This is a genomic window from Pseudomonas chlororaphis subsp. piscium, assembly GCF_003850345.1.
Classification (GTDB): domain Bacteria; phylum Pseudomonadota; class Gammaproteobacteria; order Pseudomonadales; family Pseudomonadaceae; genus Aquipseudomonas; species Aquipseudomonas piscium.
In genome coordinates, this window is record NZ_CP027707.1 from 4,434,211 (window position 1) to 4,460,156 (window position 25,946).

A 25,946-nucleotide genomic window follows, 5' to 3' on the forward strand; every position below is an offset into this window, starting at 1 on the left:
CGGTTGGCGGTGACTGGTCTGACGCTTTCGCGGGCAAGCCTCGCTCCTACAGAAGAAGATCGAGTGCTTCTGTAGGAGCGAGGCTTGCCCGCGAATCGGCGGCCCTGTCGACACCGCTGCAACAGACATCGAACCAACAAAAAATCCTCTTTCACGATGAGCTGATTCGACCTCCCCCACCCCCTTCACCACCGTCACCCGGCTGTCACACACATCTGCTGTGCTGGCGCGCATTGCTTCTTCGCCAAAGGATCGCGGCCATGTTCTCAGTGCTCAAACCCCATCGATGGAAACTCGCCACCCTGCTGCTGGCGGCCAATCTCGGCCTGCTCCTGCACCTGGCCTGTGGCGAGTTGAAGACGGTCAGCGAATGGGTCTGGCTGGACATCGTCGGCGAAGGCGGCACCGCCCTGCTGGCCCTGATCTGGCTCGGCCTGGTGCTGAAAAGCCGCCCGGCGGGACGGGTCACCAACTACCTGGCGCTGGGCCTGAGCTGCATCTTCTTTTCCTGGTGGATCGACAGCCTCGACGAGTTCATCCGCCTGCCCGACAGCATCACCTGGGACCACTGGCTGGAGTCCGGGCCGATGCCGGTGGGCATGGTCCTGCTGACCATCGGCATCTACCACTGGCACCGCGAACAGCTGGCGATCAGCGCGCAGATGGAAAAACGCGAGCGGCTGTTCCGCGAGCACCGGCTGTTCGACAAACTCACTCCGCTGGGCGGCGCCGACTACCTCAAGCGCCAGCTGGCCGACAGCCTGCAGGACAGCCAGCGCCAGCAGCAGCCGCTGTCGCTGCTGGCCCTGGACCTGGACAACTTCGCCGCGCTCAACCAGGACTTCGGCCATGCCGAGGGCGACGCGGTGCTGCAGGCGCTGAGCCATTTGCTGCTGCTCAACCTGCGTCGCCAGGACCTGCTCTGCCGGCTGGCCGGCGACCGCTTCGTGGTGCTGCTGCCGAACACCGGCGAAAGCCAGGCGCGGCTGCTGGCCCAGGAGCTGCGCCAGGCGGTGCAGAGCCTGGCGCACAAAAGCCGCCAGCACGGCGAACGCTTGCAGCTGTCCGCCTGCACCGCGGTGGTGATGGCCCTCGACGAGACCCCGGAAGTCCTGCTCAAGCGCCTCAACCTGGCCCTGGCCCGGGCCAAGCAGCCGCTGGCGAAAAGCGCCTGAGGCCCGGCCATGACCCTGAAAACCCGTTGGTACGAGAACGACAGCCGTTTCATTCCCGGGCATTACCAGCCGGCCAGCCTGATCGACCTGGCGCTGTCCCGGGACATCGACAGCCATCGCCTGCTGCGCGGCACCGGGCTGTTCCACGAGGACATCCTGGCCGGCCAGACCCGCCTCAGCCCGCAGCAGTTTCTCGGCCTGATCGGCAACAGCCGGCGCCTGCTGGACGCCGACGACAGCAGCTTCCTGTTCGGCCAGCGCCTGCTGCCCGGGCACTACGGCGCCGCCAGCCATGCCCTGCGCCATGCGCAGAACCTGCATCAGGCCCTCGACACCCTGGTGCAGCAACAGGCGCTGCTCAGCCCACTAGCCAGCCCGCGTTTGCTGCTGGATGACAGGCACGCCTACTTCTACTGGCTGGACAGCTGCGGCGCCGGCGAACAGTGGCGCTTCCTGCTGGAGGCCAGCATGACCTCACTGGTGGCCATGAGTCAGTGGCTGAGCGGCCAGCGCCTGCCCTGGGAATGCAGCTTCAGCCATGCCGAGCCGCGTTATGTCGAGCAGTACTGGGTGCACCTGAGCGAGCACACCCAGTTCAAGCGGCCCATGGACCTGATGCGCATCCCCCGCGAATTCCTCACCCAGCCCTGGCCCAACGCCTCGGCCACCGCCGGCCAGGTGGCGCGCCAGGAAGCCCTGGGCCAGCTCGAGCACCTGGGTTTTGCCTCAAGCTTTCTCGACTGCGTCTACCGCTACCTGCAAGCCCAGGTGCGCCAGGCACCGAGCCTGGAGCAGACGGCCCAGGCCTTCGGCATGAGCCCGGCCACCCTCAAGCGCAAGCTGCACAAGCACGACAGCGGTTTCCAGCAGCAGGCGGACCTGGTGCGCAAGCACGTGGCGCTGTACCTGTACCGGATCAAGGGCCTGAGCAACGAGGAAGTCGCCGAGTACCTGAGTTTCAATGACGCGGCGAATTTCCGCCGCTCGTTCAAGCGCTGGACCGGCAGCACACCCAAGCTGATCCGCCAATTGTTCAGCGCCGGTTGAAACAAAGGCTGTTTTTCCAAGGGAAAAAGCGGCTACTCTTGGCCCAAAGAACCACACCATCACACCTCTGCTGCACGACTTTCCGCCATTTTGGCCCAGCTTTTTGCTAAAGACCCGAGACACCAGGGCGTATACCCGTAGAAACAAGCCTTGAAGACCCGTCTCGCCCGTCAGTGCCGGCACGCTATCCAGCCCGCCGGTGCATTGCCCATTGCCATTACGGAATAGAGTCATGACCACAGCCCATCTGTTGAACACGCTGTTTCCCGTCGCCGCCGACATCCCCGAGCAGTACCGCCTGGACGGCCAGGTCGAGCAACGCGAGTACCTGGTCGACGGTCAGTTGCAGACCTGGAACGGGCCCCTGGCCCTGGTGCGCAGCCCGGTGTACCTGGACACCGCCAATGGCGACGAACAAGTGATTCTCGGCAGCACCCCGCTGCTCGACGCCGACACCGCGCTGACTGCCCTCGACGCCGCCGTGCGCGCCTACGACCGTGGCCAGGGCGCGTGGCCGACGATGCGCGTGGCCGAACGCATCCAGCACGTCGAAGCCTTCCTCGGGCGCATGCGCGAACAGCGCTCGGCGGTGGTCAAGCTGCTGATGTGGGAAATCGGCAAGAACCTCAAGGACTCGGAAAAAGAGTTCGACCGCACCTGCGACTACATCGTCGACACCATCAACGCCCTCAAGGAACTCGACCGCCGCTCCAGCCGCTTCGAGCTGGAGCAGGACACCCTCGGCCAGATCCGCCGCGTGCCACTGGGCGTGGCCCTGTGCATGGGCCCGTACAACTACCCGCTGAACGAGACCTTCACCACCCTGATCCCGGCGCTGATCATGGGCAACACCGTGGTGTTCAAACCGGCCAAGTTCGGCGTGCTGCTGATCCGCCCGTTGCTGGAAGCCTTCCGCGACAGCTTCCCGGCCGGGGTGATCAACGTGATCTACGGCAGCGGCCGGGAAACCGTCAGCGCGCTGATGGCCAGCGGCAAGATCGATATCTTCGCCTTTATCGGCACCAACAAGGCCGCCAGCGACCTGAAGAAACTGCACCCCAAGCCGCACCGCCTGCGCGCCGCCCTGGGCCTGGACGCGAAAAACCCTGGCATCGTGCTGCCGGAGGTGGACCTGGATAACGCGGTCAACGAGGCGATCACCGGCTCGCTGTCGTTCAACGGCCAACGCTGCACCGCGCTGAAAATCCTCTTCGTCCATGAAACCCTGGTCGATGCCTTCATCGAGAAATTCAACGCCAAGCTGCTCAGCCTCAAACCCGGCATGCCGTGGGAACCGGGGGTGGCGCTGACGCCGCTGCCGGAGTCGGGCAAGGTCGATTACCTGCATGCCCTGGTGGCCGACGCCATCGACAAGGGCGCCAAGGTGGTCAACCCCGGCGGCGGCGAAACGCGAGCGTCGTTCTTCTACCCGGCGGTGCTCTACCCGGTGAACAGCCAGATGCGCGTGTATCAGGAAGAGCAGTTCGGGCCGGTGGTGCCGATCGTGCCGTATCGCGACCTGGAAACCGTGATCGACTACGTCCTGGAGTCGGACTTCGGCCAGCAGCTGAGTATCTTCGGCACCCAACCGGCACAAGTCGGGCGGCTGGTGGACGCCTTCGCCAACCAGGTCGGGCGGATCAACCTCAACGCCCAGTGCCAGCGCGGCCCGGACACCTACCCGTTCAACGGGCGCAAGAACTCCGCCGAAGGCACACTGTCTGTGCATGACGCGTTGCGCACCTTCTCGATCCGCACCCTGGTGGCCACCAAGTTCCAGGAGAGCAACAAGGAGTTGATCAGCGACATCATCCGTAACCGCGAGTCGAGCTTCCTGACCACCGATTACATTTTCTAGGGTCTTTACGAAAAGTCGGCGAGCGAAGGTCAGGCAAGGCAAAAACAGGCGAGGAAGCGGAGTGTAGGGGCCTACATTAGCATTCCGAGCCTGTTTTTAACGCAGCATGACCGAGCGCAGCCACTTTTCGTACAGAGCCTAAAACGGAGAACATCCCCTGGGCCTGCTGAACTCCTGGCGCTCCTTGCGCCTGCCACCGCTGTTGCGTCGATTCCTGCTCCCGGTACTGGACCCGTACCGGCGCTACCGCTACGCCAAGCTGATCCATGCGGTGCGCGTGGCCCTGGGGTTGCTGGCCACCATCGCGCTGACCACCGGCCTCAATCTGCCCCACGGCGAATGGGCGTCGGTGACCATGCTGGTGGTGATCGGCGGCTTGCAGCACCACGGCAATATCGGCAAGAAGGCCGCGGAACGGGCCATCGGTACCCTGATCGGCGCGGGCGTCGGCCTGGTGCTGGTGGTGCAGCAGGCTTACCTGGGCATGTCCTGGCTGACCTACCTGGGGATGTCGGTGGTGTGCGGGTATTTCTCCTATCACGCCATCGGCAAGGGCGGTTACACCGCGCTGCTGGCGGCGATCACCGTGTTCATCGTCGCCGGCCATGGCGACAACCACGTCAGCGATGGCCTGTGGCGCACGGTGGACATCCTGATCGGCATCGCCCTGGCCCTGGCCTTCTCCTTCGCCATTCCGTTGTATGCGGTGTATTCCTGGCGCTACAACCTGGCCAGCGCCTTGCGCGACTGCGCCACCCTTTACGGACGCATCATCGGCGGCCAGTCGGTGACCGACGATGAACACCTGAAATTGCTCGGGCGCCTCAACAGCACCTTGCTGCAACTGCGCTCGCTGATGCCCTCGGTGTCCAAGGAAGTGCGGATCTCCATGACCGAACTGGACGCCATCCAGCGCAACCTGCGCATGTGCTTCAGCACCCTGGAAATCCTCGGCAATACCCGGCCGAACCTCAGCGACCCACAGGCTCGCGAGCAACTGCAACAGCTGCTCAAGCACGAGCACCGGCAGGTGCGCATCCAGCTGGTGGGCATGGCCCGCGCCCTGCAATCCGGCGCCACCAAACGCCTGGGACGGCCCCTGGATAGCCCGTCCTCCTCGACCCTCGACACCTCGGTCTACAGCGCGCTGGACGGCTACCGCCTGCTGACCCGGCAACTGGTGGCCAACCTCAACGAGATGCGCCAGCGCCTGGCGAAAAGCGCGGAGCACTGGAAGATCTGAGTGCCCCGCGCTGGCCGTCAAAACCGCGCCTGCTAGAACAGCTCACTGAACGGAATGAACCGCGCCGACTCCCCGGCCCGCAAGGTGCTGCCCTCAAGGATCTCCACCAGCCCATCGGCCCATGAAGCGCCCAGCAACACACCGGAGCTCTGGTTCGGATAAAGCACGGCGCGCCCCTCCTCCAGCCTGGCCCGCAGATACTCGCGGCGGCTACCCGCTTTCGGCCAGTCGAAACCGACGCTGACCGGGAAGCTCAATGGCATGACCTCCTCGACGCCCTGGATGCGCAACAGGTAAGGCCGGGCCAGCAAGCCAAAGGTCACCAGGGCCGAGGTCGGGTTGCCAGGCAGGCCGATCACCGGCACCCTGCCGAAGCGCCCGACGGTCAACGGCTTGCCGGGTTTTATCGCAAGCTTCCAGAACACCGGGGTGGCGCACTCGCGCAGCACCTGGCCGAGGCAATCGGCGTCGCCGGCGGACACCCCGCCGGTGGTCAAAATCAGGTCCGCGGCGCATTGCAACTGCTCCAGGCGCAGCCGGGTCTGCTGTGGCTGGTCGGGGAGAATCCCGGCATCGATCACCTCGCAGCCCAGGGCACTCAGCCAGTGGCTGAGCAGGGTACGATTGCTGTTGTAGATGCAGCCGGGGCGCAAGGGCGTGCCCGGCTCGGCCAGTTCATCGCCCGTGGACAGCAATGCCACCCGTGGCCGCCGCACCAGCGGCAGATGGGTACAGCCCTGGGCCGCGGCGATAGCCAGTTCGAAAGGCCCCAGGCGTTTGCCGGCGCGCAGCAGCACTTGCCCCGCGCGGTTCTCCTGGCCTTGGGCGCGGATATTCTGGCCGGCCCTCAGCGGCTGCTTGAAGCGGACGCGACCGTCATCGAGCAGCTCGACGTTCTCCTGCATCTCGATGCTGTTGGCGCCCGGGGGCAGCGGCGCGCCGGTGAAGATTCGCGCGCAGCTGCCCGGCAGCAATGGCTCGGGGGCCTGGCCGGCGAAAATGCGTTGCGACACCCTCAGCGGCTGTCCGTCCCAGCCATCGAGGTTCAAGGCATAACCGTCCATGGCGCTGTTCGGCCAGGGCGGCAGGTCCAGGGTCGCCACCAGGTCGCTGGCCAGCACCCGTTGCCGCGCCTCGCCCAGCGCCACCGGCTCGCTGTCCTGCAAGCGTTGCGCCTCGGCCATGGCCAGCAAGCGGGCGATGGCCTCCTCCACCGGCATCAGCGGTGAGAGGCTCATCCGCGGGTCCCGCAGGCTTGCACCTGCTTGAGGTGCGGCACGAAATTGCACGGCCGGTGGCGGGCGTCCAGCTGTTCGGCAAGGATGCCTTCCCAGGCGGTCCGGCAGGCGCCGGTGGAGCCCGGCAGGCAGCACACCAGGGTGCCGTTGGACAGCCCGGCCAGGGCCCGGCTCTGCACGGTGGAGGTGCCGATATCGAGGATGGAGATCGCCCGGAACAGCTCGCCGAAACCGTCGATCCGCTTGTCCAGCAGGCAGCCCACCGCTTCGGGCGTGCTGTCGCGTCCGGTGAAGCCGGTGCCGCCGGTAATCAGCACCACCTGGATATTTTCATCGGCGATCCACAGCGCGACCTGGGCGCGGATCTTGTACAGGTCGTCCTTGAGCAGGTTGCGCTCGCTCAGGGTGTGGCCGGCTTCCAGCAGGCGGCTGACGAGCAATTGCCCGGAGGTGTCGGTGGCGTATTCGCGGGTATCGCTGACGGTCAGCACGGCAATATTCAGGGGGACAAACAATGCATCCGATTTCACGCTCATGTCTTTCTCCGGCAGGCAGTCATAAAAACCATTGCCAGAGGCTAAAGCGCTGAAACCGTCAGTGTCTAATCACTCTGGCCGACCACTTTATCGAGCCCATCTATCAAGGCTTTTTTCCCTGGAAAATGCGCGCCGGCCCTGGTGAAATCCGCGGCCGATAGAGGCTTTTGATTGCCCATTCGATACTTCCGATTGGACTCGCAGGGGCGACAATGAGATCGTCCCGATACCCAACCAGCGTGCCTTGAACCATGACCCCGACCTGCCCCGCGTCCCCGTCGTCCATCCCCTGCTCGGTACTGCTGCTGGCCGGAGGCCGTGGCGCGCGCATGGGCGGGCGGGACAAGGGCCTGCTGCCCTGGCAGGGCAAGCCGCTGATCGCCCATGTGCAGGCGGCGGTCCGGCCCTTCAGCGATGACCTGATCATCTCCTGCAACCGCAACGCCGAGCAGTACCGGGTCTATGCCGACCAACTGGTGGAGGATTCGCAGAAGGATTTCCCGGGCCCGCTGGCGGGCGTGCTCGCCGGCCTGGCGGTGGCGCGTCATCCCTGGCTGCTGGTGTTCGCCTGCGACGCGCCGAAAATCGATGGTGCGCTGATCAGCGCCATGCTGGCGGCGCGCCCCGCCGCAGACTCGGTGCTGATGGTGCAACAGGCCGGCCACTGGCAACCCATGTTCAGTCTGATCCCCAAGGCCTTGCTGGCGAGCCTGCAACAAGACTGGGACACCGGCGAACGCAGCCTGCAGCGCGCCCTGTCGAAGCACCGGCCGCAGGCCCTGGTCTGCGCCGAGGACGACCCGCGCCTGAGCAACTTCAACACCCCTGAACTACTGTTTTAACAGCGTTTTTTAGCAGCTCCGCGTGCCACCGAACGGGTGCACAGTCTTTTCCTCCAAAGGTCGGATCGGGATATTCGGACACTTCGTGCATCCTGGACAGCGACCTTCCCCCTGACATCAAACCCCTTCTTCAACAGGTGCCACCGTGGACATCAAACAACTCAAGTTCCTTATCGCCCTGGACCAGACCCGACACTTCGGCCAGGCCGCGGCGCGCTGCCACATTACCCAGCCGACCCTGTCCATGCGCTTGCGCAATCTGGAGGACGAGCTGGACCTGGTGCTGGTCAAGCGCGGCCAGCGTTTCGAAGGTTTCACCGAGGCCGGCGAACGGGTGCTGGCCTGGGCACGGACCCTGCTCGCCGCCCATGACGGGTTGTTCGCCGAAGCCGCCGCGTGCCGTGGCCAACTAGTCGGCAGCCTGCGCCTGGGCCTGGTGCCGTTGAGCAGCTTCAACCCGATCGGCTACGTCCAGGGGCTGTCCCGGAGTTTCCCGGAACTCAAGTTCGCCCTGTCGTCCATGAGCTCGGACCAGATCATCGAAGGCCTGGGCAACAATCAGCTGGACCTGGGGGTGTGTTACCTGGACCACGTGAACCCGAACTACTTCGAGTTTTTCGAGATCGGCGAAACCCGCGTCGGCCTGCTGTACGACACCCGCCACTTCCATTTCGAAGGCAGCGAAATGAGCTGGGAAGAAGCCGCCGAGCTGCCCCTGGGGATGATCAGCAACGGCATGCACTACCGCAAATCCATCGACCTGAGTTTCCGCAGCCGTGGCCTCGACCCGCAGCCGATCCTCGAAAGCGATTCCACCTATCAGCTGTTCCAGGCCATCCACGAAGGCTTCTGCTGCTCGATCATGCCGCTGTCCAGCGCCCTGGAAAACCCGATCGAGAACCTGGCGTTCATCAACCTGCCGGATGCCAGCGTGCTGGCGCCCCTGGGCCTGGTGATGCGCAAGACCGAACCGCGCTCGGCCATCGCCGAAAAGTGCTTTACCGAAGCCAAGAAACTGTTTGCCGCAGCAGAGCCAACGGCCGACTAAAGGTGCTGCGCCGCAGGGCGCCTCCCTGCCCTACCAGCGACTGGCGGCCAGTTGGTCGCTCTCGCGGCCATCCACCCAGCGCTCACCAGATGGCGTTTGCTCTCTCTTCCAGAACGGAGCGCGGGTTTTCAGGTAGTCCATCAGGAAGGCACAGGCCTCGAAGGCCGCCTGTCGATGGGCGCTGGCGACGCCGACAAACACGATGGGCTCAGCCACCTGCAACACCCCCACCCGATGCACGACCCTGACCCGTTGCAGCGGCCAGCGCTGATTGGCCTGGTCGAGGATGCGCTGCAACGCGCGCTCGGTCATGCCCGGGTAATGTTCGAGAAACAGGCTGCCGACCTGTTGTCCCAGGCTCAGGTCCCGCACATAACCGACGAAGGTCACCACCGCGCCAATGCTCGGGTCCTCGCCGTGCACTTCGCGATGCAGTCGATCGAGGTCGAGGGCCTCGGCCTGGACGTGCACGGTCATGGTTCAGCCCCCGGTGACTTGCGGGAAAAATGCGATCTCGTCGAAGTCCTCGATGGGCGCATCGAGGTTGCACAGGTCCTGGTTCAGCGCGCACATCAGGCTGGTTTCGCCGAGCACCGCCTGCCAGATCTCGCCCCTGGCCATGAGCAATGTCCTCAGATCGCCGACACTGCGCAACGAATCATCCAGCGCGATCTTCTCGCCACCGATACCGAGCTGCTCGCGATAACGGGCAAAGTAGTTGATCAGAATCATGCGGTGACTCCCGCTTCAAAAGTGCCGGATCGTCCGCCCTGTTTCTTCAGCAACTGGATGCTGTCGATGACCATGCCGCGGTCGACCGCCTTGCACATGTCGTAGATAGTCAGCGCGGCCACACTGGCCGCGGTGAGGGCTTCCAGCTCGACACCGGTGCGGCCGTTCAGCCGGCAGGTGGCGACAATCCTGACGCTGTCGGGCTCGACGGCCTTCAGTTCGAGGTGAATCGAGCTGAGCATCAACGGGTGGCACAGCGGGATGAGCTCATGGGTTTTCTTCGCCGCCATGATCCCCGCGATGCGCGCCACCGCGAACACGTCGCCCTTGGGGTGGCCGTTCTGCTGGATCATCTGCAAGGTGGCGGGCCGCATGCGCACCCAGGCCTGGGCCTGGGCTTCGCGGTCGGTGGGCTGCTTGTCGCTGACATCGACCATATTGGCCCGGCCTTCGGCATCCAGGTGAGTCAGGGTGGTGGAGTCGTGGTGCATGGTTATCCTCGCAGCCGGCTGGCTGGGTTGAGTATTTGATGTCGCCCGGGGGAGCCAGGGCCAACGCATGGGCGCCGATCAGCTCAGCACGAAGTCCACCGGCTGCAGCACCGGCGGCAGCTGGGTCGCGCCCAGGGCATCCAGCACCTCGCGCTCGATGGTGCGCACCAGGGCATTGGTCGGCAGGTCGTTCTCGTCCCGGCCGAAAGGGTCTTCCAGCTCGTCGCCAATGGCATCCAGACCGAAGAACGTATAACTGACGATGGCCGTGAAGATCGGCGTCAGCCAGCCCAGGGGCTCGGCCATGGCAAAGGGCAGCAGGATGCAGAAGATGTAGCTGGTGCGGTGCAGCAACAGCGTGTAGGGAAAGGGCAATGGCGTGCCCTTGATCCGCTCGCAGATGGTCTGGGCATTGGTCAGGCTGCTCAGGTGATTGGCCAGCAGCGTGTAGCGCCATTCGTTGATCGCCCCGGATTCGGCCAGGGCCGAACACTGTTGGCCGACGTGGCGCAGGATGCTGTCCGGCACGTTGGGCGCCTGGGCCGACGGCAACTGGCTCAGCCAGGTGCCCGCCGCGCTCGACTCGTCTTCCTGGCGCAGCCTGGCGTTGAGGGCATGGGCGAAGCCGCAGAGGTCGCGCAGGATCTTGCCGCGCTGCCGCGGGTCCTTGATCACCTGGGTTTCGCGGATCATCGAACGCACCTCCGTCACCAGCGTGCCCAGGGCCTTGCGCGCCTCATACCAGCGGTCGTAGCAGGCGTTGTTGCGAAAGCTCATGAAGATCGACAGCGACAGACCCAACAGGGTGAAGGGCGTGGCGTTGACCCTGGAGAAATAGGCCGGGTACAGGGTCTCGATAAACACGATCACCGAGGCCAGGAGGGTCACCAGCAGGCTGCGCAGGGCGATGCGCTTGGCGATCGAGCCCTTGAGCGAAATCAGCACATTGATCAGGTTGGGTTTGGATCTGACGATCATCGCAAGACAGCCTTTTTGCAGAGAAAGAAACCGCGCGGATCAGCCGCCGGTCATGTTCATGAACCGCACCACTTGCACCTCGTCATTGAGTTCGAAGTTGTGGCGGTACGGCTTGATTTTCATCGCCTCGACTATTGCCCGCTCCAGGCGCTCCGGCTCCCCCGGATGGCTGCGCAGCACCTGCTTCAGGTCGACCGAATGCTCGTTGCCCAGGCACAGCAGCAGCCGGCCCTCGACGGTCAGCCGCACCCGGTTGCAGGTGGCGCAGAAGTTGTGGCTGTGGGGCGAGATGAACCCCAGGCGAATCTCCGGCGCCTCGGCCAGGCGCCAGTAGCGCGACGGCCCCTGGGTCGATTCGGTGGAGTCGATCAGGGTGTAGCGCTCGGCGATGCGCTCGCGCACCTGGGCGCTGGAAAAGAACGCATCGGCGCGGCTGTGCTCGCTGATCACCCCCAGGGGCATCTCTTCGATAAAGGAGATGTCCAGCCCACGGTCGATGGCAAAACCCACCAGGTCGTTGATCTCGTGATCGTTGCGCCCTTTCATCACCACGCAGTTGAGCTTGGTGTGCTGGAAACCGGCGGCATTCGCCGCGTCGATACCAGCGATGACCTGGGCCAGGTCGCCGGTGCGGGTCAGCTCGCGGAAACGCCTGGCATCGAGGCTGTCGATACTGATGTTCAGGCGCTTGAGCCCGGCCTCGAACAAGGGCGCCGCCAGCTTGCCCAGCTGCGAGCCGTTGGTGGTCATGCACAGCTCGCGCAGCCCCGGCAGTGCGGCGATGCGCCGACACAGCTCGACGACTCCCGGGCGGATCAGGGGTTCGCCCCCGGTCAGGCGGATTTTCCGCGTGCCCAGGGCGACGAAACTGTGCGCCAGCTGATAGAGCTCCTCCAGGGTCAGGATGCGTTGCCGCGGCAGGAACTGCATGTCTTCGGCCATGCAGTACACACAGCGAAAGTCGCAGCGGTCGGTCACCGACATCCGCAGATAGTCGACTCGCCTGGAAAAACCATCCCGCAGGATTCGATCTGACATTACCGCCTCCATCAACACTTCAGGCGTATCGACCCGAGGGCTGTTATTGGAAGGCCACCGTTATATATGGGGCCTTGTTGCGGCAAGACTAAGTTCAATTAAAAGCGCCGTCTAATCGCTATTAACAACCGGTTGATCAATAGGATCTATCAAGCAGAAAAGTGCCTGAAAGCACGCCACCTTAAACAAATAATCCATTGATTTATTTTGATTTTCTCCTTGATAGAGGATCTCGATCATCTGGTCATTAATAGCGATTAGACAGGCACTTCACGGCCAACATAGGCTTGTTCCCGTAGTACTTGAGCGGCACCCGTGAAGTGAATAAATGCGCATGCCTTGTAACTGGCTGCAAATAAAAGCGCATTTAACCGCACAACAAAACAGTCATGAACAATGACTTGGCATTAGGCACAGCCTACGTGCGATGTCCTGGAGAAGAACCATGAGCGAAGTTGAACGCTACAAACCCTACAAGGGAGCGGCCGCCGGTTGGGGCGCGCTGATTGCCGTGACCAGGAACTGGTTGGGCAGCGAAAACGCTTTCAAGAACATTCGTACCATGCTCAAGACCAACCAGAACGGCGGTTTCGACTGCCCGGGTTGCGCCTGGGGCGAATCGCCGGAAAACGGCATGGTCAAGTTCTGCGAGAACGGCGCCAAGGCGGTCAACTGGGAAGCCACCGGGCGCCTGGTCAACCCGGCTTTCTTCAATAAATACACAGTCTCGGCGCTGGCGGCGCAAAGCGACTACTGGCTCGAATACCAGGGCCGCCTGACCCACCCCATGCGTTACGACGCCAGCCTGGATCGTTATGTCGAAACCAGCTGGGACGACGCCTTCGCCCTGATCGCCAAGCACCTGAACGGGCTGGAGTCGCCCGACCAGGCCGAGTTCTACACCTCGGGCCGGGCCAGCAACGAGGCCGCCTACCTCTACCAGCTGTTCGTGCGCGCCTACGGCACCAACAACTTCCCCGACTGCTCGAACATGTGCCACGAGGCCAGCGGCCTGGGCATGGACGACAGCGTTGGCGTGGGCAAAGGCACGGTGACCTTCGATGACCTGGAGGAAGCCGACGCCATTTTTGTCATCGGCCAGAACCCTGGCACCAACCACCCGCGGATGCTCGAACCGCTGCGCGAAGCGGTGAAGCGTGGCGCCCAGGTGATCTGTTTCAACCCTCTGAAAGAGCGCGGCCTGGAACGTTTCCAGCACCCGCAGCATCCGCTGGAGATGCTCACCAACGGCTCGGAACCCACCTCCTCCGCCTACTTCCGCCCGGCCCTGGGCGGCGACATGGCGGCCATGCGCGGCATCGCCAAGTTCCTCTGGCAGTGGGAACGCGAAGCCCTGGCCAACAACGGCGAAGCGGTGTTCGACCGCGCCTTCATCGCCGAGCACACCTCGGGCCTGGACGCCTATCTGGCCGAAGTCGACGCCACCAGCTGGGAGCACATCCTCGAACAGTCCGGCCTGTCCCTGGAGGACATCGAACTGGCCGCCCGCATGTACCGCAAGGCCAAGCGGGTGATCATGTGCTGGGCCATGGGCGTGACCCAGCACACCCACTCGGTGCTCACCGTGCAGGAAGTGGTCAACGTGCAATTGCTGCGCGGCAATATCGGCCGGCCGGGCGCCGGGCTGTCGCCGGTGCGCGGCCACAGTAACGTGCAGGGCGACCGCACCATGGGCATCAACGAACTGGCCCCCGCCGAGTTGCTCGATGCCCTGGAAGCGCGTTTTGCCTTCAAGGCGCCGCGCAAGCACGGGCACAACACAGTGATGGCGATCGCCGCCATGGAAGAAGGTCGCGCCAAGGTGTTCATCGGCCTGGGGGGCAACTTCGCCCAGGCCACCCCCGACAGCCCGCGCACCCACGCCGCCCTGCGCAACTGCGAGCTGACTGTGCACATCGCCACCAAGCTCAATCGCAGCCATCTGGTCACCGGCCGCGAGGCGCTGATCTTGCCGTGCCTGGGGCGCACCGATATCGACCTGCAAGCCCAGGGCCCGCAAGGCGTCACCGTGGAAGACACTTTCAGCATGGTGCACATTTCCCACGGCCAGCTGAAACCCAAGTCGCCGCTGATGCGTTCGGAACCGGCGATCATCGCCGGGATCGCCAACGCCACTTTGGGCAGCCACCCGATCGACTGGCTGTGGGTGATCGAGGACTACAGCCGGATCCGCAACCTGATCGCCGACACCATTCCCGGCTTCAAGGACTTCAATCAGAAGCTGCTGCACCCCGGTGGTTTCCACCTGGGCAACGACGCCGCCCAGCGCATCTGGAAAACTGCCACCGGCAAGGCCCAATTCACCCCCGGCGTGTTGCCGGAGCACCTGGTGAGCAAGGGCGTGCGCGACCTGGAGGTGAAGCCGCAACTGATCCTGCAGACCATGCGTTCCCACGACCAGTACAACACCACCCTGTATGGCCTGGACGATCGTTATCGTGGGGTCTACGGCATGCGCGACGTGGTGTTCGTCAACGAGCAGGACATTCGCCAGCTGGGCTACGAGCCGGGGCAGAAGGTCGACATGATCTCGCTGTGGGGCGACGGTCGCGAGCGCCGGGTGAGCGGCTTCACCCTGATCGCCTACGACATTCCCGCCGGCCAGGCCGCTGCCTATTACCCGGAAACCAACCCTCTGGTGCCGCTGGAAAGCTACGGCGACCGCACCTTCACCCCGACCTCGAAGTTCATCGCGATCCGCCTTGAACCGGCGCCGGCCAGCAACCTGATCCAGTCCTCCGTCGATTGAACCTGCCCGGGGCGGCGCGCGTCGCCCCGGCCCTTTCGAAACCTGCATTGCCGTTGACCGCGAGCCGCAAGGCTCACCGCGGTCGGCCGGGCTGTGCACAGGTATCGAGCCACTCTGAGGGTATCGTCATGTCAAACCTGGAAGCGCTCGACCTGGCGCGGATTCAATTCGCGTTCACGGTCTCGTTCCACATCATCTTTCCCGCCATCACCATCGGGCTGGCCAGCTTCCTGGCAGTGCTCGAAGGCCTCTGGCTGAAAAGCAATAATTCGGTCTACAAGGACCTGTACCACTTCTGGTCGAAAATCTTCGCCGTCAACTTCGGCATGGGGGTGGTCTCCGGGCTGGTCATGGCCTATGAGTTCGGCACCAACTGGAGCCGTTTCTCGGACTTCGCCGGGAGCATTACCGGCCCCCTGCTGACCTATGAAGTGCTGACCGCGTTTTTCCTCGAGGCCGGTTTCCTCGGGGTGATGCTGTTCGGCTGGAACCGGGTCGGCCGTGGGCTGCACTTCTTCTCCACGGTCATGGTGGCCATCGGCACGCTGATCTCGACCTTCTGGATCCTCGCCTCCAACAGCTGGATGCAAACGCCACAGGGCTTCTCCATCGTCGATGGGCGGATCGTGCCGATGGACTGGCTGGCCATTGTGTTCAACCCGTCGTTCCCCTTCCGTCTGGCGCACATGGCGATCGCCGCGTTCGTCGCCACCGCGTTTTTTGTCGGCTCTTCGGCGGCCTGGCACCTGCTGCGCAAGAACGACACGCCGCAAGTGCGCAAGATGCTGTCGATGGCGATGTGGATGGCCTTGATCGTCGCGCCGATCCAGGCGGTGGTCGGGGATGCCCACGGCCTGAACACCCTGGAACATCAGCCGGCGAAAATCGCCGCCATCGAAGGCCACTGGCAGAACATCGGCAACGAGCCGACGCCGCTGGTGCTGTTCGGCATCCCCGACATGGACGCCGAGAAGACCGGTTACGCAATCGAAGTGCCTTACCTCGGCAGCCTGATCCTGACCCACAGCCTGGATAAACAGATCCCGGCGCTCAAGAGCTTCCCGAAAGAGGACCGGCCAAACGCGACCATCATCTTCTTCAGCTTCCGGATCATGGCCGGGCTGGGCATGTTGATGATCCTCACCGGCCTGCTCGGCCTGGCTTTGCGCCGCAACGACGCGCTGTACCGCAACCGGCTGTTCCTGCGCCTGGTGCTGTGCATGGGCCCGACCGGGCTGATCGCCATGCTGGCCGGCTGGATCACCACCGAGGTCGGCCGCCAGCCGTGGGTGGTATACGGGCTGCAACGCACCGCCGACGCGGCGTCCAACCACTCGGTCAGCCAACTGAGCATCTCCCTGGCGCTGTTCGTGTTGATCTACTTCTCGGTGTTCACCGTTGGCATCGCCTACATGATGAAGCTGGTCCGCAAAGGCCCGCAGCCCCATCACGATCATCCGCCACAAGGCGGCCCCGGCCAGGACCGCACGCCGCGCCGGCCGCTGTCCGCGGTCACCGAGACCTTCGCGTCCGGCAACCCCGCCAACTGAACAAGGAGCTTGCCCATGGGCATTCAAGGTATAGATCTGTCGTTGATCTGGGGCGTGATCATCGCCTTCGGGGTGATGATGTACGTCATCATGGATGGCTTCGACCTGGGACTGGGGATCCTCTTCCCGCTGATCCCGGACGCGCAGGAGCGCGATGTGATGATGAACACCGTGGCGCCGGTCTGGGACGGTAACGAAACCTGGCTGATCCTCGGCGGCGCAGCGCTGTACGGGGCCTTCCCGCTGGCCTATTCGGTGATTCTGGAAGCCTTGTACCTGCCGCTGATCTTCATGTTGGCCGGCTTGATCTTCCGCGGCGTGGCCTTTGAGTTCCGCTTCAAGGCCAGCCCGGAAAAACGCCGTATCTGGGACATGGCGTTCATCGGCGGCTCGCTGCTGGCGACCTTCTGCCAGGGCATAGTGATTGGCAGTTACATCGCCGGAATCCCGGTGGTCAACCGCCAGTTCGCCGGCGGCAACCTCGACTGGCTGGCGCCGTTCCCGCTGTTCTGCGGCCTGGGCCTGATCGTCGCCTACGCACTGCTGGGCAGCACCTGGCTGCTGGTCAAGACCGAAGGCATGCTCGAATCGCGGATGCGCCACTACACCCGGCCGCTGGCGTTCGTGCTGATGGCGGTGGTCGCGGTGCTTTGTGTGTGGACGCCTGTGCTGCATCCGGAGATCGCCAGCCGCTGGTTCACCCATGCGCATATCCTGGTCTTCGGCGCTCTTGTAGTTCTCGCGCTGCTGGCGCTGTTCGGGCTGCTGCGCACCTTGCGCCAGCATCACTCGCACTGGCCGTTCGTGTTCACCCTGGCGCTGGTATTCCTCGGCTACATCGGCCTTGCCTTCAGCATCTGGCCGAACATCGTGCCGCCTTCCATCAGCCTGTGGCAGGCCGCATCGCCCCCGTCCAGCCAGCTGTTCATCCTGATCGGCACCCTGTTCATCCTGCCGATCATCCTGATGTACACCTGCTGGAGCTACTACGTGTTCCGCGGCAAAGTGAGGATCGGCGATGGTTACCATTGACAGCAAAACCCTTCGACCCCCTGCCAGGTCGAGGCCTTTCTACCAGCAGGTGGCGCAGCTGAGCCTGCTGTTCCTCGGCGGGCTGGTCATGCTGGCAGCCGCCACCGCATTGATGATGGAGATGGCTTATGGAAGGCTCTGAGGTATCGAGCACTGAAGGTCCGGCCGCCCCCTGGTATCGGCGGCTGGCGTGGCTGGTGGCTATCTGGTTTGGCAGTGTGCTGGCCTTGGGTGCGGTGGCCAGTCTGTTGCGGTTGATGATGCAGATGGCCGGGATGAGTAGTCACTGATTGCTGGCTGCACCGGTAAAGGCTCGGCACATTGTTAGGCGCCGGCGCCTTTCCCGGTTTGTGCTTTCAATCAGCCAGATACAACGAGCCCGCGAGGCCCTCACCTCGCGGGCTCTTTGCATCCGGATCAAGGCTGGCGTTCGGCCAAGGCTTCCAGCAGATCGGCCGAAGGCACGAAGAACAGGCCGCCGGTCACCGCCGTGCTGAAATCCAGCAAGCGGTCATAGTTGCCCGCCGGACGGCCGACAAACATATTTTCCAGCATTTGCTCGATGGGCTCCGGCGAGCGCGCGTAGCCGATGAAATAGGTGCCGAACTCCCCCGCCCCCGGCCGGCCGAACGGCATGTTGTCGCGCAGGATCTTCACCTCTTCGCCGTCCTTGGTGATGGTGGTCAAGGCACTGTGGGAAGAGGTCGGCTTGACTGCATCGTCGAGTTCGATATCGGACAGCTTCTTGCGCCCGATCACCCGTTCCTGCTCCTCGACCGACAGCTCGTTCCAGGCGTTCATGTTATGCAGGTACTTCTGCACCAGCACATAACTGCCGCCGCTGAAGGCCGGATCTTCATCGCCGATCAGGGTGAACTCGATTGCCTTGCGCCCGACCGGGTTTTCCGTGCCATCGACAAAACCTATGATGCTGCGCATATCGAAATAGCGGAAACCCTGCACCTCGTCGACCACCGAGATCGCATCGCCCAGCGCTGAGATCAGCTGCGTCGCCAGCTCGAAACACAGGTCCATCTGGTCCGCGCGAATGTGCAGCAGGATGTCGCCGGAGGTCGCCACGGCCCGGCGCTCTTGCGGGCCGAACTCGCGAAAGCCGTGCAGGGAAGCCGGGCGCGGACCGCCAAACAGCCGGTCCCAGGCCGCCGAAGCAAAACCGCAGACGCACGACAGGTTACCCGCGGGTACCCGCTTGCCGACCGAACGGGTGAGGCCCGCCACGTCCTCGCACCAGCCCCGCACCTTGGCGGTCGCGTCATTGCCGGGGCCAGGGTGGCGACGATAAAGATCGCGCTGCTGGTAATCGGGTTGCAGACGGATTGCGGTTCAGGACTGGCGTCGGATATCGGCATGTTTAGTACTCGGCGGCACGGGGAAGACCGGAGAGTAGCAAATAATCGCTGCGCTGCAGCCGTCGAAGCGCACGGCCACGAGCCTCGCGCTCATGCAGGGTCACCGATGAAAAAAGGGGGCGTATGCGCCCCCTTCTTTGGATCGCCAGCCTCAGTTCAGCGTCGAGCGCACGATCCGTACCGGAACCGATTTGTAGGACGGCGTCCCGCTATCCACGTCGATGTAGTCCAACGGCACCAGCTGGTTGGCCTCAGGGTAATAGGCCGCGACCGAGCCTGGGGAAATCTTGTATTCGATCGCGGTGATTCTCTCGTAGCGCAGTTTCCGGCCCTGGGTGACCGTCTCGATATCCACCAGGTCACCATGGGCCAGGCCACGGGCATCCAGGTCCGCCTGGTTGATGAACAGCACGTCGCGGCGGCCAAACACCCCGCGATAACGATCGTCCATGGCATAGATGGTGGTGTTGTACTGGTCATGGCTACGAATGGTGATCAGGCGCAGGACATCCGCGCCATCGACCACCTTGTCTTCATGCAGCCCGGGAAAGACAAAGAACTCGGCCTTGCCCGACGGGGTCAGCCAGAGGCGTTCGGTAGGCGGCAGCGGCATGCGGAACCCGCCCGGCACCCGGATGCGCTGGTTGAACGCCTCGAAGCCGGGCACCGTTTTCTCGATCAGCTCGCGGATCTTGTCGTAGTCGGCCACCAGCGCCTGCCAGGGCACCTTGGTGTCCGCCAGCGTGGCCTGGGCAATGCCGGCGACTATCGCCGGCTCCGAGCGCAGGAACTCGGAGGCCGGGGGCAGCTTGCCGGCCGATGCGTGGACCATCGACATGGAGTCCTCGACGGTGATCGACTGGCGCATCCCGTCCTGCACATCCAGCTCGGTGCGCCCCAGGCAGGGGAACAGATAGGTCTCCTTGGCGACCAGCAGATGGGAGCGATTGAGTTTGGTGCCGATATGCACGCTCAGGTCGAGCTTGCCCATGGCCGGGAAACACTGGCCCGGGTCGGGCAAGGCGACGGCGAAGTTGCCCCCCAGGCAAACCAGCGCCTTGGCCGTACCCGCGATCATGGCCTGCATCGCTTTTACCGAGTCGTGGCCGTGGGCCGCTGGCGGCTTGAAGCCGAATACTTTCTCCAGCCTGTCGAGAAAATCCTTCGACGGCTTCTCGGTAATGCCCACCGTCCGGTTGCCCTGGACATTGGAATGGCCGCGCAACGGGCAAATGCCCGCGCCAGGCTTGCCAAAGTTGCCGCGTAACATCAACAGGTCACAGATCAGCCGGACATTGGCCGTACCTTCGTTGTGCTGGGTGATGCCCATGCCGTAAGTGACGATGGTGGCGTTGGATTTTGCATAGGCGGCGGCGACCTTTTCCAGCTCGGCCTGGTGCAGGCCGCTGGCCTGTTCTATATCGGGCCATGCCGTGGCGTGCAGATCGGCCACCAGCTCATCGAAACCCTGGGTGTGCTGGGCGATGAAGTCATGGTCGAGGACTTGGCCGACCGTCTGTTCCAGCTCCAGCAGCGCCTTCATGATCCCCTTGATCGCCGCCGCGTCGCCTCCGGCCTTTACCTGGAAGTAGGACGAGGCGATCCGGGTGGAACCGTAAGTGGCCATTTCAATCATGTTCTGCGGATCGGCAAAACGCTCGAGCGCCCGTTCGCGCAGGGGGTTGAAGACCATGATCGGCACCTTGCGCCGCGATGCTTCGTGCAGCGTGCCCATCATGCGCGGGTGATTGGTGCCGGGATTGTGGCCGATGGAAATGATCAGTTCGCAGGCATCGAAGTCGTCCAGCGACACCGTGCCTTTGCCAATACCAATGGAGCGCGGCAGCCCGACGCTGGTCGGCTCGTGGCACATGTTGGAGCAATCGGGAAAGTTGTTGCAGCCGTACTCCCGGACGAACAGCTGGTACAGATACGCCGCTTCATTGGAGGCCCTGCCGGAGGTATAAAACTCGACCTGCTCCGGTTGCAGCCCGCGGAGTATCTCGCCTATTCGCGCGAACGCCGCCTCCCATTCGACCGGCTGGTAGGTATCGCTGGCGCGGTCATACACCAGGGGGTGGGTGATACGCCCCAGGTCTTCCAGTTCGTAATCGCTGCGATGCAATAACGAGGCGACCGGATGATTGGCGAAGAAGTCCGGGGTGACCCGCTTGTTGGTCGCCTCCCAGGTCACCGCCTTGGCGCCGTTTTCACAGAACTGAAAGGTGGATTTGTGCTCCTTGTCGGGCCAGGCGCAGCCCGGACAATCGAAGCCGTCAGGCTGGTTGGTGCGCATCAGGGTGATGGGGGCCTTGAGCGTATCCATCTGCTCTCGAACCGCCGTCGCGATGGCCTTGAGCGCCCCCCAGCCCCCAGCGGGGCCGTCGTAGTTACGAACACCGGGTACCTTGCGTCGAGTCGTCATGATAGCTCCCCATACGCCCCATGCCCTGAGGGCGAGAGTCGTCGGCTGCCTAGGATCCGCCGCCAGGGCGGCATTCGGTAACGCTCTACTGGCCCGAATCGAGGGCGGTAGATGTCACGGCCACACGGCAAAAAAAGACATGCAACCCGGAACCGGGCTTGAGGACTTGCAACCTTTGAATCAGCGACCAAGGGTTGCGGTTGAATCTTTCACCGTGAATTAAAACCTTAGTGGTGCGCACCCGCCTGTCAAGGCAGCAAACTGCCGGAAAATCCAGCAGTTACTTATCATTCGTATTAATTCGGTGGGCCAGTCACTCAGCGGCACCCAGCGCTTATTGCGCCGCCACCCGACGGCGCAGGCCCAGGCTCCAGCCCTGCTGCATGCCGGCCGCCGCCAGCAGGATGGCGATCACGCCGATCCATTGCAGCAATTCCAGGCGATGACCGAAGGCAAACCAGTCGACGAAGATCGCCGCGATCGGATAGATGAACGACAGCGCGCCGGTCAGCGCGGTCGGCAGTTTCTGGATCGCGCCGTACAACAGCACGTACATCACCCCGGTGTGCACGATGCCCAGGGTCAGCAGGCTGGCCCAGGTACTCGGCGCCGCGGGCAGCGCGGAGAAGTTCGCCCAGGGCGCCAGCAACAACACCCCGGTGCAGACCTGGATCAGCGCGATCAGGTGTGGCGGCGTGCCGGTCAGGCGCTTGATCAGCAGCGCGGCGAAGGCATACAGCAGGGCCGCCCCCAGCGCCAGGGCGATCCCCAACAGGTAGTCATTGCCCCCTGCCCCCTGCTCGCCATGGGCACTGACAATCGCCAGCATCCCGGCAAAGGAAATGCTCAGCCAGAACAGTTTCTGCGCGGTGATTTTCTCGCCGAGGAACAGTGCCGCCAGCCCCACCAGCATGAACGGCTGGACGTTGTAGACCGCGGTACCGACGGCGATCGAGGCCCGGGAATAGGAGGCGAACAGCAGCACCCAGTTGCCGACGATGGCCATGCCGCTGAGCACGGCGAGGAGAAAGGTGGTGCGCGTCAGGAAGCCGGGGCGCAGAAAACCGAAGCCGGCACAGATCAGCAGCAGGGTCGCGGCGCCAAACACACAGCGCCAGAACACCACGTCCAGCACCGGCTGCCCGGACACCAGCACGAACCAGCCGATGGTCCCGGAAATCAACATGGCGGCGGTCATTTCCAGTGAGCCGCGGCGTAACAATTTGTCCATGATCATTCTCCTCAACAAGAGCCAAAAGTATGACAATCGGCTCCTGCCCCGCTCAAGACTCAACGGCAGGCCAAAATCGGCTTACACCTTTTTTATCAAGGTATTTCTTAGGTTTTACCTAATGAGGCTGACATGATCGACGAAATTGACCAGGCGCTGATCAGCGCCCTGATGGAAGACTCACGCCGTTCGCTCAAGGCCCTGGCGCAGATCAGCGGGCTGTCCTCGCCCAGCGTCGCCGAACGCCTGCGACGCCTGGAAGAACGCGGCGTACTCAAGGCCTATACCGTCGAAGTCGACCCCAGGTTCTTCGGCTATCAATTGCAGGCCATCGTGCGCATCCGGCCGCTGCCCGGGAAACTCCAGGAAGTAGAACGACAGATCCTGGCCATCCCCGAGTTCACCGAGTGCGACAAGGTCACCGGCGAAGACTGCTTTATCGCCCGCCTGCATGTGCGCGACATGGAGCAACTGGACAGCCTGCTCGACCACCTCAACAGCTGCGCGGAAACCAACACCGCGATCGTCAAGAAAAGCCCGGTGAAACGGCGGTTACCGCCGATGGCGTAATGCACCGAAAACAGCCTAGACTCAGTTTTTCCGGCGAAGGATTGACGGCATGAAAACGCTTCTGGCGCTGCTGGCATTGACGCTCACGGGCTGCGGCACCATCGAGACGGTGTTTCGCAGCGACGCGGCCGCCAGCCAGACGCTCAAGAATGAAAACAGCTATTGCGGAGCGGTCCCGCGCATCTACAGCGGCGTGAGCTATGACCTGTGTCGCGTCTTTGCCCCCTATCAGGAAAACCGACCAGACAAGACCGGCGATACGGCGACCAGGGGCATGCTGATCGACATCGCCGCTTCAGGTGTGCTCGATACCCTGCTGCTGCCCTACACCATCTATCAGCAACAAACCGATGGCAGCATGATCATTGCCGACTAGCGCCCCCGTACAGCAACAAATGCTGCCTGTGCAGCCACAATTCGTGCCGCCCCCCAGGCCGAGCCGACCAGATCGCAGACAACAAAAAGCCCGCCGAAGCGGGCTTTTTTTGTTTCAAGGCTGACGATCAGTCGTCGCGGCCCATGATGCCGAACAGCTGCAACAGGCTGACGAACAGGTTGTAGATCGATACATACAGGCTGATGGTCGCCATGATGTAGTTACGCTCGCCGCCATGGATGATGGCGCTGGTCTGGTACAGGATGCACACCGAGGAGAACAGCACGAAGCCCGCGCTGATCGCCAGTTGCAGACCGCTGATCTGGAAGAACAGACTGGCCAGCGTTGCACCCAGCAGGACAAAGAAGCCGGCGGTGATGAAACCACCGAGGAAGCTCATGTCCTTGCGGCTGATCAGCACGTAGGCCGACAGGCCGCCAAACACCAGGGCGGTCATCGCAAAGGCCGAGCTGACCACTTCCGCGCCGCCCTGCATGCCCAGGTAACGGTTGAGGATCGGGCCGAGCAGGAAGCCCATGAACCCGGTCAGGGCAAACGCCGACACCAGGCCCCAGGCCGAATCACGGAGTTTGTTGGTAAGGAAGAACAGACCATAGAAACCGATCAGCACCACGAAGATGTTCGGATAGCCGACCCGCATCTGCTGGGCCACGTAAGCCGTCACGCCACTGAAGGCGAGAGTGAGAGCGAGTAGGCCGTAGGTGTTGCGCAGGACGCGGCTAACTTCTAGCTGCTCGGCCTGCACGCCGTTATTAACCGCGTAATCCTGTTCGCGCATGGCGACACTCCTGTTGGTTTGAAACGTTCAGTGGCAAAGATCATAACAGACGCTCTGCAACAAGCCATGCGCAGAGTTTGACAGTGTGTTTCATTCAGGTATTATGGCGCCCGCAACAAAAACGGAGGTGTGGCCGAGTGGTTTAAGGCAACGGTCTTGAAAACCGTCGACTGTAACAGGTCCATGAGTTCGAATCCCATCGCCTCCGCCATATTCGTCACGCTAAAGCCCCGATTATTCGGGGCTTTTTCGTTTCTGGGGTTTGAGGATCGATGCTGCTTTTGGGAGCCGCCACCGCAAAGGTAACCAGCGTCGAAGCGCAACATGGATGGTGAAGACCTTGCCGCCATTGTTGTGCGGAGTTAATTCAAAAACTTCACAAAAATCAGCTCTGGATCACCAGGGTCGAGATTCTCCACTGTGCCGCTGTATTGATATCCAAGCTGCACCAACAACTGCCGCATGGGGGTATTGGACGTGTTGGTCGAAGTGAAGATCTTTCTGGCAGAGGAACAATGCTCTAAGTGAGCAACGATTTGCCTACCTGCACCAGAACGTCTGTGAACGTTTGAGACGACTACGAGCGGGATGAACCACTCCCCGAAAAAGCTCTTGTCCAAGCAGCCATAACCGATCGGGACACTGGGATCGTTCGTCCCACAAGCAACCCAGCATTCGCCCGTGCCTACTGCCCTTTCTATTTGCGCCCGACGGCCGTGGTCTTTTGCCGCTATAGGATCCACACGCACCAACCATTCGATATCGCTCAAGACGGCCTGTCTGATTTGCCAGTTCATGATCGCGTCCCTCCGGTCAAATTCGCCGGAGTTTACTTCAGCTTCTATGCCCCAGATGCCATTACTACGCTCAGCGATAGTTCTGATGGAAAGCGCAAGTTCGACCATGAACGGGCTAATTGACGCTGGTTACATTTGGAGCGCCGAAGGCCCAGTGCATCGACAGCAAGCTATGCGGCACTCGCAGCACGATGCTGACAGATCCAAACCTCACTTGCTGCCAGTGCGCGACCACTCATCATCCATAGCGTCCGCGGTATTGGCGACTATCAGCGCCACGACACAGGCAAACAACGCGAACACGGCAAACACCCCCATCACATGCAAGTAAGGCAGTGCGTTATTCCACGCCCGAGCCACTCCCAGGAATGCGGCAAATAACCAGCTGCTCATGGAGAGCGCGCCCAAGAGAGCAAGGCGAGTACGGGCGGAGTTGGGTAACAAGGCAAAAGGAGCTTTCTGCAGCAGCGGGAAACCGATTCGATGCAACAAAGCGCCATTGAGGCTAAGCAGCGCGACGACACTGGCCTTGGCCCAGAGCTTTTGATTGAGCAGATACGCACTGCCCTCATAGAGGTAGCCTTGGAGCACCAGCAGCAAGCCACTTCCCCAAAGAGCCAATAGCGCGAGCGTGACGATCTTTTGAGTCTCGTCGAGGTACTCACGCTGCACCTGGCTCAGCACATCCTTGCGCCAGCTCCAGAGCTTTTGATCAGCCTGTAACACCCTCCCCAGAGCAATACAGGTGGCAATCAGATGACCATACACGAGCAGCATTTTGAGCATTACCTTGACCTTAT

General features: G+C 62.7%; 25 protein-coding genes, 1 tRNA gene and 1 pseudogene. 14 read left to right on the forward strand and 13 right to left on the reverse strand.

Features of this window, described 5'->3' with window-relative positions; translation table 11 throughout:
- Window positions 1-260 precede the first annotated feature (260 nt).
- The 4 genes from C4K38_RS19915 to C4K38_RS19930 all read left to right on the forward strand — a co-directional run bounded on the left by C4K38_RS19915 (window position 261) and on the right by C4K38_RS19930 (window position 5,323).
- Window positions 261-1,175 carry a GGDEF domain-containing protein gene (locus C4K38_RS19915; protein ID WP_053279854.1) on the forward strand — a complete coding sequence of 305 codons (915 nt, stop codon included), beginning with the start codon at window positions 261-263 and terminating at the stop codon, window positions 1,173-1,175.
- Between the two features lie 9 nt (window positions 1,176-1,184).
- Window positions 1,185-2,222, forward strand: coding sequence for an AraC family transcriptional regulator (locus C4K38_RS19920; protein WP_025804550.1), 1,038 nt, complete (start codon window positions 1,185-1,187; stop codon window positions 2,220-2,222).
- Window positions 2,223-2,454: 232 nt separating this feature from the next.
- Window positions 2,455-4,080 (forward strand): NADP-dependent glyceraldehyde-3-phosphate dehydrogenase, encoded by a 1,626-nt coding sequence (locus C4K38_RS19925; RefSeq protein ID WP_053279855.1) that lies wholly within the window; start codon window positions 2,455-2,457, stop codon window positions 4,078-4,080.
- Window positions 4,081-4,282: 202 nt separating this feature from the next.
- The gene (locus C4K38_RS19930) at window positions 4,283-5,323 is read left to right on the forward strand and encodes an FUSC family protein (RefSeq protein ID WP_053280012.1); all 1,041 of its coding nucleotides are present in this window, start codon (window positions 4,283-4,285) and stop codon (window positions 5,321-5,323) included.
- 32 nt (window positions 5,324-5,355) lie between these two features.
- Here the strand turns inward: C4K38_RS19930 and C4K38_RS19935 are convergent, their stop codons facing one another.
- Together C4K38_RS19935 and moaB are read right to left on the reverse strand one after the other, a co-directional pair.
- Window positions 5,356-6,561: a molybdopterin molybdotransferase MoeA gene (locus tag C4K38_RS19935; protein WP_053279856.1), complete on the reverse strand. Its 1,206-nt coding sequence runs from the start codon at window positions 6,559-6,561 to the stop codon at window positions 5,356-5,358.
- Complete coding sequence (moaB, locus tag C4K38_RS19940) at window positions 6,558-7,097, reverse strand: molybdenum cofactor biosynthesis protein B (RefSeq protein ID WP_009049721.1); 540 nt, start codon at window positions 7,095-7,097, stop codon at window positions 6,558-6,560. The genes C4K38_RS19935 and moaB overlap by 4 nt, the downstream gene beginning before the upstream one ends.
- Window positions 7,098-7,348: 251 nt before the next feature.
- Between moaB and mobA the strand changes: the two genes are divergently transcribed.
- Window positions 7,349-7,939: a molybdenum cofactor guanylyltransferase MobA gene (mobA, locus tag C4K38_RS19945; RefSeq protein ID WP_053279857.1), complete on the forward strand. Its 591-nt coding sequence runs from the start codon at window positions 7,349-7,351 to the stop codon at window positions 7,937-7,939.
- A gap of 145 nt (window positions 7,940-8,084) precedes the next feature.
- Entirely contained in the window at window positions 8,085-8,987 is a 903-nt protein-coding gene (locus C4K38_RS19950; RefSeq protein WP_053279858.1) for a LysR family transcriptional regulator, read from the forward strand.
- 30 nt (window positions 8,988-9,017) lie between these two features.
- On the opposite strand, the gene moaE is transcribed toward C4K38_RS19950, so the two are convergent.
- From moaE to moaA, 5 genes are all read right to left on the reverse strand, one after another.
- Window positions 9,018-9,464: a molybdopterin synthase catalytic subunit MoaE gene (gene moaE, locus C4K38_RS19955; RefSeq protein ID WP_053279859.1), complete on the reverse strand. Its 447-nt coding sequence runs from the start codon at window positions 9,462-9,464 to the stop codon at window positions 9,018-9,020.
- Window positions 9,465-9,467: 3 nt separating this feature from the next.
- Entirely contained in the window at window positions 9,468-9,719 is a 252-nt protein-coding gene (locus C4K38_RS19960; protein WP_053279860.1) for a MoaD/ThiS family protein, read from the reverse strand.
- Window positions 9,716-10,210 carry a cyclic pyranopterin monophosphate synthase MoaC gene (moaC, locus tag C4K38_RS19965; protein WP_053279861.1) on the reverse strand — a complete coding sequence of 165 codons (495 nt, stop codon included), beginning with the start codon at window positions 10,208-10,210 and terminating at the stop codon, window positions 9,716-9,718. The genes C4K38_RS19960 and moaC overlap by 4 nt, the downstream gene beginning before the upstream one ends.
- 78 nt (window positions 10,211-10,288) lie before the next feature.
- Window positions 10,289-11,188 (reverse strand): bestrophin family protein, encoded by a 900-nt coding sequence (locus C4K38_RS19970; protein ID WP_053279862.1) that lies wholly within the window; start codon window positions 11,186-11,188, stop codon window positions 10,289-10,291.
- 39 nt (window positions 11,189-11,227) lie between these two features.
- Window positions 11,228-12,226, reverse strand: coding sequence for a GTP 3',8-cyclase MoaA (gene moaA, locus C4K38_RS19975; RefSeq protein ID WP_053279863.1), 999 nt, complete (start codon window positions 12,224-12,226; stop codon window positions 11,228-11,230).
- A 445-nt stretch (window positions 12,227-12,671) separates the two neighbouring features.
- Between moaA and C4K38_RS19980 the strand changes: the two genes are divergently transcribed.
- From C4K38_RS19980 to C4K38_RS19995, 5 genes are all read left to right on the forward strand, one after another.
- Entirely contained in the window at window positions 12,672-14,996 is a 2,325-nt protein-coding gene (locus tag C4K38_RS19980) for an FdhF/YdeP family oxidoreductase (protein ID WP_053279864.1), read from the forward strand.
- A gap of 128 nt (window positions 14,997-15,124) precedes the next feature.
- Window positions 15,125-16,546, forward strand: coding sequence for a cytochrome ubiquinol oxidase subunit I (locus C4K38_RS19985; protein WP_053279865.1), 1,422 nt, complete (start codon window positions 15,125-15,127; stop codon window positions 16,544-16,546).
- A 15-nt stretch (window positions 16,547-16,561) separates the two neighbouring features.
- Complete coding sequence (gene cydB, locus C4K38_RS19990) at window positions 16,562-17,578, forward strand: cytochrome d ubiquinol oxidase subunit II (RefSeq protein WP_053279866.1); 1,017 nt, start codon at window positions 16,562-16,564, stop codon at window positions 17,576-17,578.
- Window positions 17,565-17,720 (forward strand): hypothetical protein, encoded by a 156-nt coding sequence (locus C4K38_RS32360; RefSeq protein WP_164487015.1) that lies wholly within the window; start codon window positions 17,565-17,567, stop codon window positions 17,718-17,720. Before cydB ends, C4K38_RS32360 begins: the two co-directional genes overlap by 14 nt.
- Entirely contained in the window at window positions 17,707-17,868 is a 162-nt protein-coding gene (locus tag C4K38_RS19995) for a DUF2474 domain-containing protein (RefSeq protein WP_081001548.1), read from the forward strand. The genes C4K38_RS32360 and C4K38_RS19995 overlap by 14 nt, the downstream gene beginning before the upstream one ends.
- Window positions 17,869-17,995: 127 nt before the next feature.
- Here C4K38_RS19995 and C4K38_RS20000 read toward each other — a convergent pair.
- The 3 genes and pseudogenes from C4K38_RS20000 to C4K38_RS20010 form a co-directional block, all read right to left on the reverse strand.
- Window positions 17,996-18,948: pseudogene (locus tag C4K38_RS20000) on the reverse strand (Dyp-type peroxidase).
- A 151-nt stretch (window positions 18,949-19,099) separates the two neighbouring features.
- Window positions 19,100-21,373, reverse strand: a complete 2,274-nt coding sequence (locus tag C4K38_RS20005) for an FdhF/YdeP family oxidoreductase (protein WP_053279867.1) — start codon at window positions 21,371-21,373, stop codon at window positions 19,100-19,102.
- Window positions 21,374-21,707: 334 nt separating this feature from the next.
- A complete protein-coding gene (locus C4K38_RS20010) occupies window positions 21,708-22,604 on the reverse strand; it encodes a DMT family transporter (protein WP_053280013.1) in 897 nt (298 codons plus the stop codon).
- Between the two features lie 132 nt (window positions 22,605-22,736).
- On the opposite strand from C4K38_RS20010, the gene C4K38_RS20015 reads away from it, so the two are divergent.
- Window positions 22,737-23,174, forward strand: coding sequence for an Lrp/AsnC family transcriptional regulator (locus tag C4K38_RS20015; protein ID WP_023964513.1), 438 nt, complete (start codon window positions 22,737-22,739; stop codon window positions 23,172-23,174).
- Window positions 23,175-23,223: 49 nt separating this feature from the next.
- Entirely contained in the window at window positions 23,224-23,550 is a 327-nt protein-coding gene (locus tag C4K38_RS20020; protein WP_053279868.1) for a YceK/YidQ family lipoprotein, read from the forward strand.
- Window positions 23,551-23,677: 127 nt separating this feature from the next.
- On the opposite strand, the gene C4K38_RS20025 is transcribed toward C4K38_RS20020, so the two are convergent.
- Window positions 23,678-24,349, reverse strand: coding sequence for a Bax inhibitor-1/YccA family protein (locus C4K38_RS20025; protein WP_053279869.1), 672 nt, complete (start codon window positions 24,347-24,349; stop codon window positions 23,678-23,680).
- A 123-nt stretch (window positions 24,350-24,472) separates the two neighbouring features.
- On the opposite strand from C4K38_RS20025, the gene C4K38_RS20030 reads away from it, so the two are divergent.
- A tRNA-Ser gene (locus C4K38_RS20030) sits at window positions 24,473-24,560 on the forward strand.
- A gap of 151 nt (window positions 24,561-24,711) precedes the next feature.
- Here the strand turns inward: C4K38_RS20030 and C4K38_RS20035 are convergent.
- Both C4K38_RS20035 and C4K38_RS20040 read right to left on the reverse strand, forming a co-directional pair.
- Window positions 24,712-25,254, reverse strand: a complete 543-nt coding sequence (locus tag C4K38_RS20035; protein WP_231998520.1) for a GNAT family N-acetyltransferase — start codon at window positions 25,252-25,254, stop codon at window positions 24,712-24,714.
- Between the two features lie 102 nt (window positions 25,255-25,356).
- Window positions 25,357-25,932, reverse strand: a complete 576-nt coding sequence (locus C4K38_RS20040) for a hypothetical protein (protein WP_053279870.1) — start codon at window positions 25,930-25,932, stop codon at window positions 25,357-25,359.
- Window positions 25,933-25,946 lie beyond the last annotated feature (14 nt).